Below are 15,470 nucleotides of genomic sequence, written 5' to 3'. Positions count from 1 at the left end.
CGGCTAGTCCTTCGCGTGGGCGACCCGCCCAACCGCGATCTTGGCGGACTTGCCGCCGTTTCGAGTCTTGCTCCCGGCCTCTGGCCCGCTCGCCGTTAATTCCCGCGCGGGTGTCCGCTTCCCGCCCGCCTCGGGCCGATCTTGGAGGATTTACCGCCAGAAAAGAGTCTTGTTCTCGGCCGCCTGATCACTTGCGGTCAATCCCTCGCGCGGGCGACCTGCTCAGCAGAGATCTTGGCGGATTTACCACCGGAAACGGTGGTAAATCCACCAAGATCGGCCAGGGCGGAGCTGGGAGGCGGACACTCGCGCGGGGGACTGACCGCGAGCGGGCCGGCAGCTGATAAGAAGGCGCTATCCGGTGGTAAATCCACCAAGATCGGCCAGGGTGGGGCCGGAAGGCGGACACTCGCGCGGGGGATTGACCGCGGACGGGTCGGCAACCCAGAGGAAGACTCGAAAAAGTGGTAAAACCACCAAGATTGGCCAGGGATCGGGCCAGAAGTGGACACTCGCGCGAGGGATTGACGGCGAGCGACTTGGTTGCCTACTGAGAACACTCGAAACGGCGGCAAGTCCGCCAAGATCGCGGTTGGATGGGCCGCCCACGCGAAGGACTGGCCGCGAGGGATTGGCCTCGAACGATCAGGTAGCTACGGGCAAGGCTTTTTCCGGTGGTGATCATTCAAGATCTGCTGCGGGAGAGCGAGCGCGGGGAGTGGGGAGCCGCCGGTGCGCCGACGAGAAGACTCAAGGCGGTGGTGAATCCACCAAGATCTGTGCGGCCAGCCCCTCTGTGCGGCCGGCCCCTCTGTGGGGCCGGCCGTTCTGTGGGACTGGGCTGTCTGTGGGGCCGGCCGTTCTGTGGGGCCGGGCTGTCGCTGCGGCGACGGGCTGGGTCCGCGTGCGGTACGGGACGGTGCGGAAGGCCTGCAACGGTGGTTGATCCGCGAGAAATCGGCCGGGTGGCGAGCGGTTGTGGCGGGGAATCGACCTCGCTGGCCGGGCGGCCGAGACGAGGCACCGCGCGTTTCGCCCTCGAACGGGGGTGGTCGAGGGCGAAACGCGCGATTGAAAGAGATGCGGACCGTTCGAACGGGACTACGTGGTGAGTTCGGGTCGTGCCGGTGTGCGGGTCAGCCGGCGTAGCGGATCGCCGGGCGGGGTGGGGTGGGCATGTTGTAGCCGAGGAAGTAGTCGACGTGGTGGGACTGCATGTAGCCCTTCAACGTCATCGCGTTGCGGTAGGCGGGGTTGTGAGCGAGCGTGTACAACCTGGTGGTGCTCGGCAGGTTGGTGGTGAAGATGATCAACTCGGTGAAGGCGGCGTTCGTGTAGACCGCCTCCTCGCGCCAGTCGCCCAGGAAGTCGCCGTAGAGGACCGGGTTGATGTTCTGGCTGGCGTTGACCGCGCCGAACGAACCGGCCGACAGCAGGCGGGGGAGGCTGCTGCTGTTGGAGGGGCTGTTCGGGTTCCACTTCTCGAACTTCAGGTTGTTCAGCAGCTCGGCGCCGGTGTCGCCGTCCCAGTAGAAGGGCAGCTGCGGCCACGGGGCCTGGGTGGTGCTCTGGGTGAGCTGGTTGGAGCGGGCGTTGTACACCCCGTCGAACGACCACACCTCCATGCCGGGATGCCGTGAGTCGATGTCGGCGGCCACCCCACGGCCCACGTCGGCCACCCCGGAACCGGTGTGCTTCCAGATCATGCTGCCGGTCGCGGCGTCGTAGTAGTACTCGCGGAGCCCGCTCGGATTGTCCTGCTGGACGCCGTACCCCTGTAGTCCGGGTCGGTTGGGGTCGATCTTGGTGATGTGGAAGCGGTCGCCGTGCACGATGCCCTGCGGGGCCAGGGAGTAGCGCAGGGTGCCGTTGCCGTTGAGGACGAAGCCGATCTCGGCGACCTCGTCGCGGCCGTCGCCGTCCACGTCGATGACGCGGGTGTTGTGGCCGTCCGGCAGGTCCTGGTTGCCGCGCAGGAACTTCCACTGCTGGGTCAGGGCGGTGCCGGTGAACCGCCAGGCGGTGTACATCAGGTTGAATCCACCATTGCCGATCCGATTCTTGGTGTACGCCACCAGGCTCGGTGTGTTGCCGTCCAGATGTCCGACGCCGAAGCGGGCGTACATCGGCCCGTCGGACAGGTAGTCGGTGGGCAGTGCGGCGGTGGCCCGCGGTGCCCCGGTGCGGCCGTCGAGGATGGCGATGGCCTGCCGGGTGTTGTCGCTCATGGTGAAGGTGGTGCCGTTGGCGAACACGACGCCGTTGGCGATCCGGACGGCCACCTCGGCCCGGCCGTCGCTGTCCAGGTCGTACACGGTCACGCCGTCGTTGTGACCGACATTGATCGTGGACGCGCCGCCCTCGATGTTGTCCTGATTCGTACTGTTCGGGCCCATGTTCATCGACCACAGGAACTGGCCGTCGCTGCGGTAGGCCTCGATCGTCTGCGGGCTGGTCTGCCGGTCGAGCACATAGTCGTACTCGCCGTCGCCGTCCAGGTCACCGACCCACAGGAACTTGACCGCCCCGCCGGGCCGGATCGGTACCCGCAGCACCGGCTCGGTGGCGTTGTTGGCTTTCAGGGTGAAGGCGCTGCTCGCGGTCTGTTCCACCCCATTGACCACCGGGCGTACGTGGTACGAGGTGGCCTGTCCGAGATTGGCCGTGGTGTCGGTGTAGTTGGTGCCACCGGTCAGCACTGTCGCGTTGAGTTTGACGGGTGTGCCGCCGCCGGCCGACCGGTACACGTTGAATCCGATGCCGTCCGGGTCCAGTCCGAGCAGTCGCCAGCTGACCAGGGTGCTGGTGCTGCCGGTCCGGACCGCGACGACGCCCCGGCCCAGTTTCTCCATGGGACGGCCCGAGGATGACGGCGGAGGTGACGAGGACGGCGGCGTTACTCCACCCGTACACGCTGTGCCGTTGAGGGTGAAGCCGGTGGGTATCGGGTTTGCGCCGGCCCAGGCGCCGTTGAAACCGAACGACACGCTGGCGTTGGTGGTGATGGCGCCGTTGAATCCGGCGTTGACCGCGGTGACCTGAGTGCCGGATTGGGTGACGGTGGCGTTCCAGGCCTGGGTGACGCTCTGGCCGTTGGCGTACGACCAGCGCAGCGTCCATCCGTTGATCGGGTCGCCGAGGTTGGTGACGGCGACGCTGGCGCCGAAACCACCCTGCCACTGGTTGGTGATCGTGTAGTCGACGCGGCAGCCGGCGGCGGCCGAGGCGGTGGTGGCGACCAGGACTCCGGCGGCGAGTGTGGCCGTGGTCCCGGCGGCCAGGAAGGCGGTGCGGTACGACATGGTGGTCACCTCAGATCCGGGTCCATCGTTGATTGGCGGCGGCCGAGCAGGTCCACAGGATGACGGTGGTGTTGTTGGCGGTGGCGGCCCCGTTGACGTCCAGGCACTTGCCGGACTGCACTCCGCTCACCGTGCCGTCACTCTGCACGGTCCACTGCTGGTTGGCGCCGGAGCCGCAGGTCCAGAGGATCACCCGGGTGCCGTCGGCGGTGCCGTTGTTCTCGGCGTCCAGGCACTTCCCGCCGATCCGCAGCTGGCCGGAAGCCTCGGTGACGACCTGGGTGACGCCCCCGTTGCAGTCCCAGATCACCGCCGCGGCGTTGTCCACCGGGGCACCGCCGAGCACGTCCAGGCACCGTCCGGAGCCGGCGCCACGGAGGCTGAACGTGGTGGTCGGGGTGGTGTCGCCGGTGCGGACCCGGTACATCACGACGCCGTGCGGCGGGACCGTGGCACTGATCGCGCCGGTGGTGTTGCGCGACGCCTTGGACCACACGTCGAACAGCTGGTAGCCGCTCGCCGCGGGCATCCCGATCTCGGCGGCGGTGGTGGACACCGTGGCGGTGCTGTTGGAGCGGTTGAGCAGGGCGACCGCCCCGGAGCCGTCGCTGAGGGTCTTGGCCCACACCTCGGTCGAGCCGAAGTCACGCACCCGCTGGGCCTGCCGGCCGAGGCTGTCCTGGTTGACGGCGAGCACGTCCGGGTTGGTGAGCACGGTGCGTACGTCGGCGGGCATGGTGGTGATGTCGTTGCCCGCGATCAACGGGGCGGCCATGATCGCCCACATGCTGAAGTGGGCCCGGTTCTCGGTCGGGGTGAAGGTGCCGCGGACGCCGACCTCCAGCATGTCGGGGTCGTTCCAGTGCTGCGGCCCGGCCCACGGGTGCAGCGGCGCCTGGACGTCGAGGATCTCGGTGACACCCATGAAACAGTCGCCGGTGCAGCCGCTGGTCCACCGATCGGTGATGTCCTCGGTGGTGCGCCACATGTCCGCGATCGGCCCCCAGTCGTAGGTGGGCCCGGTGTTGGAGTGCACGCTGTTGGAGTTGATCGAGTAGACGATCGGCCGGCCGGTGGCCCGCAGCGCGTCACGCATCTTCGTGAAGCCGGCGATCTGATCGTTGAGGGTGCCCCACGGTGAGCACCAGTCGTATTTGAGGAAGTCGACACCCCACGAGGCGAAGGTGTTGGCGTCCTGCTGTTCGCGGCCGAGTGCCCCGGTGGAGCCGCCGATGGCGTTGAAGTACTGGGCGCAGGTCTTCTCCCGGGGCGCCTGGTAGATGCCGAACTTCAGTCCCCGGGCGTGGATGTAGTCGCCGAGGGCTTTCATCCCGGCCGGGAAACGTACCGGATCGGATCGCAGGTTTCCGCTCGCGTCACGGGTGGTGGCCTGCCAGCAGTCGTCGACCACGACGTACTCGTATCCGGCGGCCTTCATCCCGGAGGAGACCATGGCGTCGGCGGCGGCCTTGATCTTGGTTTCGTTGATGTCGCAGCCGAACGTGTTCCAGCTGTTCCAGCCCAACGGTGGCCGGACGGCGGGGCTGCCCGGCGCGGCGGTGGCCGGCGCCGGGACGGCCAGGAGCGCGGCGACCAGGACGACGATTCGCCACATCAGGACACCCGGAAGGTGGCGTCTTGGCGGTCGGTGGCGGCGGTGCCGATCGGGTCGATGCGCAGCACGTAGCCGGAGTGCCGCAGGTAGCGGTCCGGGACGTTGTACGAGCGGAACGACGACCAGGATCCGTCGGCGAGTCCGGCGACCCGGGTGAAGGTGGCGTCGGCGCGGAACGTGGCGGTGTTGTCGTTGGTGTCCAGCCGGATGGCGTAGTTGCTGTGCCGCAGGAAACGGCCGGGGTAGTTGACCGATTCGAACGAGACGCCCGACGCGGCGGCCAGGCCGGGCACCATCCGCCACAGCTGGTCCTGGTGTGGGTCGAACGGGTAGGCGTCGATGCGGCCGATGCTGTCGGCGTGGCGGACGAACCGATCCGGGAAGTTGTACGACTTGAGCCGCACCCACGCCGGCAGTCCCCAACGGCTGACCAGGCCGTCGTACTCGGCGCTGGTGATCCCGGTGATCGAGCCGTGTTTGGCGTTCAGCGGCGGGGTGTAGTCGCGCTGGTTGAGCAGCGTCCACGCGCTGCCGCCGATGTTCGACGACGACCAGGCGTAGTAGTCGTTGTTGACCGGGCTGAACGAGTCGCCCCACAGCCGCCAGCCGCTGCCGGTGTTGTTCTTGATCAGCAGCGGGGCCTCGATGGCGTTGCCCTGGCGCAGGCCGCCGGTGTAGTTGCTGTAGGTGTTCGGGTTGCCGCTCGTCGACCGGGCGCCGTAGAGCAGGCCGTCGGCCATGTTCTTGTAATACATGTAGAAGGTCGAGCCGTCGGCCACGATGTCGGCGTCCAGCACCGGGTAGCCGGGGCTGAAGTACACCTGGTTGGTGGTCACCGTGCGGAAGTCCGACGTGTAGTTGACCATGAAGACGTCCTGGCCGTTGTTGGCCGAGTAGACGATCGCGTACTGGTTGCGGGTCGGCACCCAGAACGCGGTGGGCGCCCAGGTGTGGGTGTTCAGGCCGTGCATCCGGATCCGCCGGTAGCCGGTGAAGCTGCGCAGGTCGGCCGAGTCCCAGACGTGCAGGTACTGGTTGTTCTCGGTGAAGATGCGCCCGCGCAGGTCGGTGGCGAGCACGACGAACGTACCGTCCTGTTTGCGCAGGATGAACGGGTCGCGCAGGCCGAGGGTCCCGGCGGTGGGGGTGGCCACCGGGTTGTTCTGATTCAGCGGCAGCCAGTTCAGGCCGTCCTGGCTGACCGCCAGGTGCAGGGCGTAGCTGTCGCCGCTCTGGTTCGGGGTCTCCTTGAAGTAGCCGAAGACGTAGGCGGAGTTGGCGGCCTGCGCCGCCGACTGACCACCGAGCAGGGTGGCGCCGCTGGAGGCGGTGGCCAGCGCTCCGGCGGCGGCGAGGCGGGTGAAATCTCTGCGGGACAAAGGCACGGGGCTGCCTCTCTGGGGATGTGGGCTGCGGTTACCGTCGCGTTTCGCGAGCATGAACCGGCTGTTTCCCAGGGAGTGTTATCGCTCACATGGATGGATGTCAAGGTCTCAGCAGTCCGGCCACCGTGTTCGCGCGGATCTCCGGCGCCGAGTCGGTGGAGTGCGCGGCGGCGACCGCCCGCACGTGCCGCTCGGCCGGCCCGGCCAGCCCGTCGTAGAGGGCGGCGAACACCTCGCGGGCCGGGCGCCGCAGCCAGCCGGACGGCAGCAGCTTGTCCGGCAGGCGCGGATCGATCGTGGAGAACTGCCGGTAGGCGTCGATCAGCTCGGTACGGGCCCGGACCGCCGCCGCGCCGTCCAGTCCGTCCGGGGTGACCGGGCGCCAGCGGTCGAGAAACGCCTCGTACCGCCCGGCGATCGCGGACAGGTCCCAGGCCTCGATCGGATCGCGGCCCGGCCCGGTGGCCAGCTCGACGTGCCGCGCCCGGAACACGGTCACCGCCTCGGGGAGCACGTCCGGCTCGGTGAACTCGCGCGGGGAGATCCACAGGGCGTCGTACAGCGGCGCGAAACCCATCCATCGCAGCTGGTCACGCAGGGTGCGGCGGGCCATGACCGCCTCCTGCGGCAGGGAGAACGCGACAAGGGTCCACCGGCCGTCCCAGGTCTCCGCGTCGTCGCCGTAGGACGCCACCCAGCGCCCGCCCACCCGCAGATCGGCCACCGCGGCGGGGGAGAGGCGGTAGCGGGTGCGGCGGCCCTGCCGGTCGCTGTCCAGCACGCCCCGGCGGGCCAGGCGGCTCAGGGCAGTGCGCGCGCCGGCCGTGCTCACCCCCGACTCGGCCAGCAGCGCCACGATCGCGGCCGACGGCAACCAGGCGCCGGTGTGCACGGTGTAGTCGGCCATCAGGGTGACGGTCAGATCCTGCGGTGATCCCCCGGCCTGGCGCCGGGGCAGCCGGAGGACCTGCTCGATGTCGAACGGGTGACTCACCGTCCGACTCTAACTTTCATTGACACTTTTGTGTACGGGGGGCACAGTGGATGCCGCATATCCCCATGCAGAGCGCCCGTGTGAGCGCTAACATCCATCTGCCTGTGCTCCGTCGTGGTCCCCCAACCCGGCCGGAGGCAGGCGTCGAGTGGAGGGTTCATGTCCCGAAACCGGATTCCCCGCCGGGCGATGCTCGTCATTCCGGTCACTGCCGCACTCACCGCGCTGTCCGCAGCGGTGGTGCACGCCCAGCCCGTCGTCCCCAACGCCGCCGTCGCGGTCGCGGCGACACCGACCACACCACCCGCGTCCTACCCCGGGCCGGGTGTGGTGACCGGCGCCGTCGGCACCCACGACCCGACCATGGTCAAGACCCCGGCCGGCACCTACATCGTGGCCCAGACCGGGAACAACATCCGGCTGACCACGTCCACCGACCGGACCGCGTTCCGGGAGGCCGGCGCGGTGTTCCCCAACGGGGCGCCGTGGACCACCACCTACACCGGCGGCAGCCGCAACCTGTGGGCGCCGGACATCTCCTACCGCAACGGGCAGTACTACCTCTACTACTCCGCCTCCACCTTCGGCTCCAACCGCTCGGCGATCTTCCTGGCCACCAGCCCCACCGGCGCCTCCGGCAGCTGGACCAACCGTGGCCTGGTCATCGAGTCGAACACCTCGAACAACTACAACGCCATCGACCCCAACCTGTTCGTCGACGACGCCGGCCGCTGGTGGCTCAACTTCGGCTCGTTCTGGTCCGGACTCCAGCAGATCGCGATCAACCCGTCGACCGGGCTGCGCGCCGACGACAGCCTCCGGCTCATCGCCGGGCGCAACGGCGGGGCGATCGAGGCACCCCACATGATCAAGCACGGCTCCTACTACTACCTGTGGGTGTCGTTCGACCGCTGCTGCCAGGGCGCGGCCAGCACGTACCGGATCATGGTGGGCCGCTCCACCAGCCCGAACGGGCCGTTCGTGGACCGTAGTGGCAAGACGCTGAACTCCGGCGGCGGCACCCAGGTCCTCGCCGGGCGCGGCAGTGTCCACGGCCCCGGCCACCAGGCGGTCTTCACCGACACCGACGCCGACGTGCTCGTCTACCACTACTACGCCGACAACGGGGCGTCCCGGCTCGGGATCAACCTGCTCGGCTACGACGCGGCCGGCTGGCCGTTCGCCTACTGAGAGAGCCGGCGATGCGAAGCCGCATCCTCACCGTGCTGCTCGCCGCGGTCGGCACGGTCGCCGTCACCACCCCGGCGTCCGCCGCGGTCATCCAGCCCGGTGTGCCGTACGTCCTGGTCAACCGCAACAGCGGCAAGGCCCTCGAACTGTGGGAGCGGTCCACCGCCGACGGCGGCCGGATCTCGCGGTACCAGGACCCGGACGGCGCCAGCCAGCAGTGGCCGCCGATCACCCTCGGTGGCTTCACTGATCCGATCAAACGCGGCGGGCCGGACCCGTGGCTGCGACACCACAACGGCTACCGCTACCTGGCCACCACCACCTGGAACTCCACCGTCACGATGCGCCGGGCCACCACCCTGGCCACCGCCCCCGACCAGGTCATCGCGTGGGCCCTGGACGCGAGTGTGCTCAAGGTGGGCGGCAGCCTCTATCTGATGGCCACCTACAACGCGGGGCGGCTCCTATGGGCGGTCCAACTTCATCCAGCGGCTGTCCAGCCCGTGGACGCTGACCGGATCCCGGTCGCGGCTCAGCTCGCCGACCCTGTCGTGGGAGCGGCAGACCGGCGCGGTCAACGACGCCGACGGGGTGTTCGCGCCCGGCCACAACGGCTTCTTCAAGAGCCCGGACGGCACCGAGGACTGGATCGTCTACCACGCCAACGACTCGGCCGGCGGCGGCTGCGACATGAACCGCTCCACCCGGGCCCAGAAGTTCACCTGGAACGCCGACGGCACGCCCAATTCCGGTACGCCGGCCCGGCTCGGCGTCGCCCTGAACAGCCCGTCCGGTGAGTGATTGACCGATCGGGCGATCCGGACCCCGGCCGGGGATCCTCACCCCGGCCGCCGTCCGACCTGCCGGCGCCCGGCCCCCTGTGATCGGGGTCCGGGCGCCGGGCCGGATCGTCGTGGTGCCATGGCCCGTCCCGGCTCATCGGATGAGGTGCGGCCGGCCATCACCCGCGACAAGCCTGTCGCGGCCGGGGGTGGCGTTCCCCGTCACGCTCCGAATCGTCAGTGCTCGTCGTAGTGGCCCTGGTGGGCGGCGTGGTGGTGGCCGTCGTGCACATAGTCGACGTGGTCGCCGTGGCGCACCGATGTGTGCCCGCAGTCGGTGCCGTGCACGTGCTCGTGCGTCTCTGCCGGGATGTGTGTCTCGGAGCTGCACTCGTCGTAGTGGCCGTCGTGGTCGGCGTGCACGTGACCGTCGTGCAGGTAGTCGACGTGGCCGTCGTGCTGGACGGAGACGTGCCCGCAGTCGGTGCCGTGCACGTGCTCGTGTGTCTCGGCGGCGGTGTGCGCCTGCGGGGCGCATTCGTCGTAGTGCCCGTCGTGCGCGTGATGGCGGTGGCCGTCGTGCAGGTAGTCGAGGTGACCGGCGTGTGCGGAGGTCGCGTGCCCGCACCCTTCGCCGTGCACGTGCTCGTGGGCGGTGTGCACCTCGTGCAGCATGGTGGTCATGGTTGCTCCTCTGTTCTCGGGCTCGATCCGACAGTAACATGCTGACATACGCATATTGCAAAGTAAGCATGTTGGCTGCTCGGATACTGCTTCTGATGCGTCGAGTGATGAGATGCGAGACGATCCCCGCGAGTGCGGTCCCCGGGCGTGAGTGGCGCGGCCGGGTCAGGACGGCCGTGGTGACGCTGGACCGATGCTCATGAAAGCATGTTCGCATGCAAGGATTCGCCATGGACCGGTATGCGGCGGCCGGGGACCTGTTCAAGGCACTTTCCTCGCCGGTTCGGCTCGCCATCGTCGACCTGCTCGCCGGCCAGCCGCGGTTCGTCCACCAGCTGGTCGAACTGACCGGGCTCACGCAGCCGCACGTCTCGCAGCACCTGCGGGTCCTGCGCCATACCGGGGTGGTTCGCGGCGTCCGGCAGGGTCAGGAGATCGCGTACACGTTGTGTGACGACCACGTCGCGCACATCGTGCGTGACGCGCTGGCGCACAGTGGTGAGGGCTGTGCGGTGCGGCCCGAGGGTGAGGCCGGACCGGCCGCCTGAGACTCGCCGGCAGCCGTTCCGATGACTGTCGGCGGGTCAGGAGATCCGGAAGGTGGCGTCGGAGAGGCGGCGCCGGCCGGCTCCACTGTGGACTGAGGACATGCTCATGATTGCATGGAGTGATCAATCGATCACTTTAGGGTCATGATTTTCTTGGTTTCCGGCTGAATCCTCGATTACGTTGGGCGGGCCGGACCGGGGAGAGTGATGGCGCTGAAGCTGCAACCGCGTGTCGAGGGTGACCTGAGGCTCCTGCTGACGGAGCACGATCTGCTTCACCGGCTGGCGGACGGGCTCGGTTCCCCCCTCAATCTGGTGCTGCCCGATCAGGTGGTCCGCAACGTGCACGGCTTCCGTGAGGTCTACCGCGAGCACCACCTCAGCGGCGGCGTCTACTTCGCCCACAAGGCCAACCGGTCCCGTGCGCTGATCCGCGGGCTGGCCGCCGCCGACGCGGGCATCGACGTGGCCTCGCTCGGCGAGCTGCAGAGCGCGCTGTCCGCCGGGTTCCGCCCCGAGCGGATCATGGCCACCGGCCCCAAGAGCCGGGAGTTCCTCTGGCTGGCCGCCCGCACCGGCGTCACCGTCAACGCCGACTCGGTCACCGAGCTCGACACGCTGGCCGCCATCGTCGCCGCGCACGGTCTGCCGCGGGTCCCGGTGCTGGCCCGGCTCTCCGGATTCGTCTCGGCCGGCACCAACGTGCTCACCCGTACCAGCCGCTTCGGCATCCCGGAGGCCGGTCTCGATGATCTGTGGGAGACCCTCACCGCCCATCGAGACCATCTCGAATTCCTCGGCGTCGCCTACCACCTGGACACCGTCGCCCTGCCGGAGAAGGCCGTCGCCCTGGACGGCTGCCTGTCCGCGATGGACCAGGCCCACGCCCACGGCTTCCAGCCCCGCGTGATCGACATCGGTGGCGGATTCGGCGTCAGCTATCTCGCCGACGGGTCCGAATGGGAGGCCTGGACCACCGAGCTGACCGCGGCCGTCCTGGGCCGGCGGCCACCGATCACCTGGCACGGGCACGGCTACGGCCTGCGCAACGAGGGCGGCACCGTCCGCGGGTCGCTCAGCGTCTATCCCGCCCACCGGGCCGTCAGTGGGCCCGGCTACCTCGGGCGGCTGCTCGCCACCGGATCGGCCCGGCATCATCGCCCGCTCGGTGCGCTGGTGCTGGACAGCCTCTACGACCTGCACACCGAGCCCGGCCGGGCGCTGCTCGACCAGTGCGGAGCCGTGCTGCTGCGCATCGAGGAGGTGCGCGACGACGGCAACGGGGAGACCTTCGTCCGGGTCGCCGGCAACGGCACCGACGTCGGGCTGGAGCCGCACGGCGTTCTGATGGATCCGTTGCTCGTTCCGCGTGGCGCGCCCGGTCCACCGGAGCCCGCCGGGGTGTACCTGACCGGCAACCTGTGCCTGGAGTCCGACCTGATCACCCGCCGCAAGGTCTGGCTCGCGCACCGGCCCCGCCCCGGTGATCTGCTGGTCTTCGCCAACACGGGCGGATACCTGATGGACTTCGGCGCCGGCGGCGCGCTGATGCAGCCCACCGCTCGTACGGTCGCGGCGTTCCGCTCCGGCGAGACCTGGCAGTGGTGTCTGGACGAGCAGTACTGGCCCGTCACGGGCCGGGAGGAGGGCAATTGAGGTACGACAGCATCACCGACGTCATCGGCGACACCCCGCTGGTACGTATCGATCCGGCCGTCCACGGTCTGCGCAACATCGATCTGTACGCCAAGATGGAGCTGCTCAACCCGTTCGGGTCGCTCAAGGACCGGCCCGCGTGGAACATGGTCCGGGGCGGCCTGAGCGACGCCGCCGCGAACGGTGACACGATCGTCGAACTGTCCAGCGGCAACACCGCCAAGGCGCTCGCGATCATCGCCGGGATGCACGGGCTGCCGTTCCGCAGCGTGACCAACCGGATGAAGGTGCCCGCCGTCAAGGACCTGCTGCTGTTGCTCGGCGCCCAGATCGACGAGCTGCCCGGCCGGTCGGAGTGCCTGGACCCGACCGACACCGAGGATCCTCTGACCCGGATGTACCACACCGTGTCGCAGGCCGGCGGCGGCTACCTGCACACCGACCAGTACTTCAACGAGCGCAACGCCGAGTCGCACGCGCTCGGCACCGGGCCGGAGATCATCGCTGATCTCGACGGCCGGGTGCCCGACTACTTCATCGCCTGTGTCGGCACGGCCGGGTCGTCCACGGGGGTGGCGCGGGCGCTGCGGGAGAAGGACCCGGCCGTCACCGTGGTCGGGCTGGTCGCGGAGAAGTCCGATTTCATCCCCGGCATCCGCACCATCGACGAGGTGCAGGAGGTCGGGCTCTTCGATCCGGACGTCTACGACAGCATCGAGCCGATCAGCTCGGCGGAGGCCATCGACGGGCTGCTGACCCTGGTGCGCCGGTGCGGGACCCTCGCCGGGCCGACGGGTGGTGGCGCCTACCAGGGGGCGGTGCGGTATCTGCGCGGCATCGACGCGGAGCTGACCGAACGGCGTACCGCGGTGTTCATCGTCTGTGACCGGGTCGAGGTCTATCTCGGCTATCTGCGGGAACGGCGTCCCGACCTGTTCGGGCAGGCGGCGCGCCCGCATTCGGTCGCCACCCTGACCGATGCCGAGCTGGCGGCGGCCACCACGATCGGTGTCACGGACGCTCAGGACTGGATCGGCAGGGAGAACCCGCTCGTCGTGGATCTGCGCAGTCCGTTCGCCTACCGGGCCCTGCACATCGACCGGTCCGTCAACATCGTGGACGACCTCTTCGGCGAGATGCTGCACGGGGGCCTGCCGTTCACCAGTCGGCAGCCGGTGCTGCTGGTCTGCCCGGTGGGGGAGAAGTCGGCACGCTACGCCGCGCTGCTGACCAGGATGGGCCATCCGGACGTACGGTCGCTGGACGGTGGTGTCATCGCCTGGCGCGACGAGGGAGCGCCGTTGGTGCGGGACTGAGGTGTCCCCGGCGGCCTACCGTGCTGGGGCCCTGGTCGAGGGCGCGGATGGCCGATCGTCAGATCTGGTGATCGGTGTCGGCGCATGACCCGCACGTACCGAAGATCTCGACGCTGTGGTTGATGTCGGTGAAGCCATGGACCTCGGCCAGCGCGGTGGCCCACTGGTCCAGTGCCGGACCTGTCACCTCGACGGCACGCGAGCAGTGGCGGCACATCAGGTGGTGGTGCTGGACCGGACTGCAGTGGCGGAAGATCTGTTCCCCGGTCGACGTGCGCAGGGCGTCGACCGTACCGTCCTTGGTCAGAGCCTGCAGATTGCGGTAGACGGTGGTCAGCCCGATCGGGAGCCCCTGGCTGCGCAGCATCGTGTGGACCGTCTGGGCGCTCAGGAACTCCTCACTGCCACTCAGGAGTTCGCGTACCTGCTGGCGGTAACGTGTGTGCCGCCGTCGCTGAGTGTCTGACATGGATTTCCTGCCCCTCCATGGGGTGACGACCTGACCGTTGGTGAGACCTCCTCATCTTCTTGGAAACGGTTTTCATTGTAAAGCGGCTTGGTGGCGGCCGTCCTGTCCTCGCAGCCCGGCGGCGCCTTATTGAAAACGGTTACCGTTATAGTGGGCGCGTTGATCCGACCGTCCGTACCCCGAGGTTGCCGATGTTGTCACTCCCGGAAGCGTCCGTCGCCGTACCCGCCCTGGACCGCGCACTCGTCGACCGATGGCGTCGCGGCTGGGACGAGGTGATGGCCGGCTTCCTGCCCTCGGTGCACAGTTGCGAGACGGCGATGCTGGCGGTGGCCGAGGCCGTCTGCGGCCCGGCGCCCGCCCGGGTGCTCGACCTCGGCGGCGGCCCGGGCGTCTTCGCCGAGCGCATGGCCACCCGCTGGCGGGGCGCCGACGTCGCCCTGCTCGACCTCGATCCGGTACTGCTCGCGCTCGCCGCCGCCGGGACCGGTGGCCGGCTCGCGCTGCACCGGGGCGATCTCGCGGCCGGCTGGCACGCCGGCGTCGCGACCGCCGGATCGTACGACGTGATCACCGCGGTCATGACCATCCACTATCTCGACCAGGGGCAGGCCCGTGAGCTCTACCGCACCGCCCGGACGCTGTTGCGCCCGGGCGGCCTGTTCATCGTCGCCGACCTGATGCCGGAGCCGGGACTGACCGGCGTGATGGGCCGGCTGCACCCGGCGGCCGACGACGCCGCCGCCGGGCTGGCGTGGACCCGGTGGTGGGAGCAACTGCGCTCGCACGCCGCCCTGAAACCGCTGATGGACCAGCGGGCGGAGATCTTCGGAAAGCGGGCTCCGGCCGAGTTCACCGCTCCGGTCGACTGGCATGCCGATGTCTGTCGCGACGCCGGATTCGAGGAGGCCGGTGTCGTGTGGCGCTGGGGGGCCCACGCCGCGCTCGCCGCGGTGGCGTAGCGGCATCGGCGCGGCGCCTGTCCGGACATCATATGGTCACCATTGCATAATTGGAGGCCGCCGCGGCACCGCGCGGCCCGACCAGTGATGGAGTTGCCGCCGTGAAGACGCTGCCGACCGCGACCCGCAGTACTCGACAGCGGGCCGACATCAAGGCTCTGCTGGAGGAGGTGGACGGTGCGCACAGCGCGCAGCAGCTCTATCTGATGTTGCGGGACCGCGACGTCAAGGTCGGTCTGACCACTGTCTACCGCACTCTGCAGATGCTGGTGGACGCCGGGGAGGCCGATTCCACCCGTCTGCCCGGCGGTGAGCAGCTGTTCCGGTTGTGCAGCCCGACGCATCACCACCACCTGGTGTGCCGCACCTGTGGCAAGACCGTCGAAGTGGCCGGTCCGGCGGTCGAGCGGTGGACCGACGAGGTGGCCGCGGAGAACGGCTTCACCGACGTCGGGCACACCATCGAGATCTTCGGCACCTGTGGTGAGTGCACCGCGCGCCGTCAGGGATAGCCACACGACGACACGGAATGGGCGAGGGCGGTGCTGCGGTCGCCGCCAGTTCGC

General features: G+C 69.0%; 13 protein-coding genes and 1 pseudogene. 8 read left to right on the top strand and 6 right to left on the bottom strand.

Annotation, left to right across the window (positions count from 1 at the left end; genetic code table 11):
- Nucleotides 1-1,136 precede the first annotated feature (1,136 nt).
- From ACQ0O7_RS09640 to ACQ0O7_RS09625, 4 genes are all read right to left on the bottom strand, one after another.
- On the bottom strand, nucleotides 1,137-3,302 hold the full coding sequence (locus tag ACQ0O7_RS09640) for a cellulose binding domain-containing protein (protein WP_430781514.1): 2,166 nt from the start codon (nucleotides 3,300-3,302) through the stop codon (nucleotides 1,137-1,139).
- Nucleotides 3,303-3,312: 10 nt separating this feature from the next.
- Nucleotides 3,313-4,917, bottom strand: a complete 1,605-nt coding sequence (locus ACQ0O7_RS09635; RefSeq protein ID WP_430781513.1) for a glycoside hydrolase family 27 protein — start codon at nucleotides 4,915-4,917, stop codon at nucleotides 3,313-3,315.
- A complete protein-coding gene (locus ACQ0O7_RS09630) occupies nucleotides 4,917-6,302 on the bottom strand; it encodes a glycoside hydrolase family 43 protein (protein WP_430781512.1) in 1,386 nt (461 codons plus the stop codon). Before ACQ0O7_RS09630 ends, ACQ0O7_RS09635 begins: the two co-directional genes overlap by 1 nt.
- A gap of 100 nt (nucleotides 6,303-6,402) precedes the next feature.
- A complete protein-coding gene (locus ACQ0O7_RS09625; protein ID WP_430781511.1) occupies nucleotides 6,403-7,296 on the bottom strand; it encodes a PaaX family transcriptional regulator in 894 nt (297 codons plus the stop codon).
- Between the two features lie 159 nt (nucleotides 7,297-7,455).
- On the opposite strand from ACQ0O7_RS09625, the gene ACQ0O7_RS09620 reads away from it, so the two are divergent.
- The 3 genes and pseudogenes from ACQ0O7_RS09620 (at nucleotide 7,456) to ACQ0O7_RS09610 (ending at nucleotide 9,288) form a co-directional block, all read left to right on the top strand.
- Nucleotides 7,456-8,487: an arabinan endo-1,5-alpha-L-arabinosidase gene (locus ACQ0O7_RS09620; protein ID WP_430781510.1), complete on the top strand. Its 1,032-nt coding sequence runs from the start codon at nucleotides 7,456-7,458 to the stop codon at nucleotides 8,485-8,487.
- Between the two features lie 11 nt (nucleotides 8,488-8,498).
- Nucleotides 8,499-8,657 (top strand): annotated as a pseudogene (locus ACQ0O7_RS09615) (family 43 glycosylhydrolase); the annotation flags it as partial.
- 421 nt (nucleotides 8,658-9,078) lie between these two features.
- Entirely contained in the window at nucleotides 9,079-9,288 is a 210-nt protein-coding gene (locus ACQ0O7_RS09610; protein WP_430781508.1) for a family 43 glycosylhydrolase, read from the top strand.
- 218 nt (nucleotides 9,289-9,506) lie between these two features.
- On the opposite strand, the gene ACQ0O7_RS09605 is transcribed toward ACQ0O7_RS09610, so the two are convergent.
- Complete coding sequence (locus ACQ0O7_RS09605; RefSeq protein ID WP_430781507.1) at nucleotides 9,507-9,953, bottom strand: hypothetical protein; 447 nt, start codon at nucleotides 9,951-9,953, stop codon at nucleotides 9,507-9,509.
- Nucleotides 9,954-10,168: 215 nt separating this feature from the next.
- On the opposite strand from ACQ0O7_RS09605, the gene ACQ0O7_RS09600 reads away from it, so the two are divergent.
- The 3 genes from ACQ0O7_RS09600 (at nucleotide 10,169) to ACQ0O7_RS09590 (ending at nucleotide 13,473) form a co-directional block, all read left to right on the top strand.
- The gene (locus ACQ0O7_RS09600) at nucleotides 10,169-10,501 is read left to right on the top strand and encodes an ArsR/SmtB family transcription factor (RefSeq protein ID WP_430781506.1); all 333 of its coding nucleotides are present in this window, start codon (nucleotides 10,169-10,171) and stop codon (nucleotides 10,499-10,501) included.
- A gap of 207 nt (nucleotides 10,502-10,708) precedes the next feature.
- Nucleotides 10,709-12,157: a Y4yA family PLP-dependent enzyme gene (locus ACQ0O7_RS09595; protein WP_430781505.1), complete on the top strand. Its 1,449-nt coding sequence runs from the start codon at nucleotides 10,709-10,711 to the stop codon at nucleotides 12,155-12,157.
- Nucleotides 12,154-13,473 (top strand): pyridoxal-phosphate dependent enzyme, encoded by a 1,320-nt coding sequence (locus ACQ0O7_RS09590; protein WP_430781504.1) that lies wholly within the window; start codon nucleotides 12,154-12,156, stop codon nucleotides 13,471-13,473. The genes ACQ0O7_RS09595 and ACQ0O7_RS09590 overlap by 4 nt, the downstream gene beginning before the upstream one ends.
- A gap of 58 nt (nucleotides 13,474-13,531) precedes the next feature.
- Here the strand turns inward: ACQ0O7_RS09590 and ACQ0O7_RS09585 are convergent, their stop codons facing one another.
- A complete protein-coding gene (locus tag ACQ0O7_RS09585; RefSeq protein WP_430781503.1) occupies nucleotides 13,532-13,942 on the bottom strand; it encodes a Fur family transcriptional regulator in 411 nt (136 codons plus the stop codon).
- Between the two features lie 191 nt (nucleotides 13,943-14,133).
- On the opposite strand from ACQ0O7_RS09585, the gene ACQ0O7_RS09580 reads away from it, so the two are divergent.
- Both ACQ0O7_RS09580 and ACQ0O7_RS09575 read left to right on the top strand, forming a co-directional pair.
- Nucleotides 14,134-14,904 carry a class I SAM-dependent methyltransferase gene (locus ACQ0O7_RS09580; protein WP_430781502.1) on the top strand — a complete coding sequence of 257 codons (771 nt, stop codon included), beginning with the start codon at nucleotides 14,134-14,136 and terminating at the stop codon, nucleotides 14,902-14,904.
- Nucleotides 14,905-15,005: 101 nt separating this feature from the next.
- Nucleotides 15,006-15,416, top strand: coding sequence for a Fur family transcriptional regulator (locus ACQ0O7_RS09575; protein WP_430781500.1), 411 nt, complete (start codon nucleotides 15,006-15,008; stop codon nucleotides 15,414-15,416).
- Nucleotides 15,417-15,470 lie beyond the last annotated feature (54 nt).

This window comes from Actinoplanes sp. G11-F43 (genome assembly GCF_050589265.1).
In the GTDB taxonomy this organism is placed as follows: domain Bacteria; phylum Actinomycetota; class Actinomycetes; order Mycobacteriales; family Micromonosporaceae; genus Actinoplanes.
The sequence above is the reverse complement of the archived record's forward strand: the minus strand, read 5'-3'. Positions and strand labels throughout refer to the sequence as shown.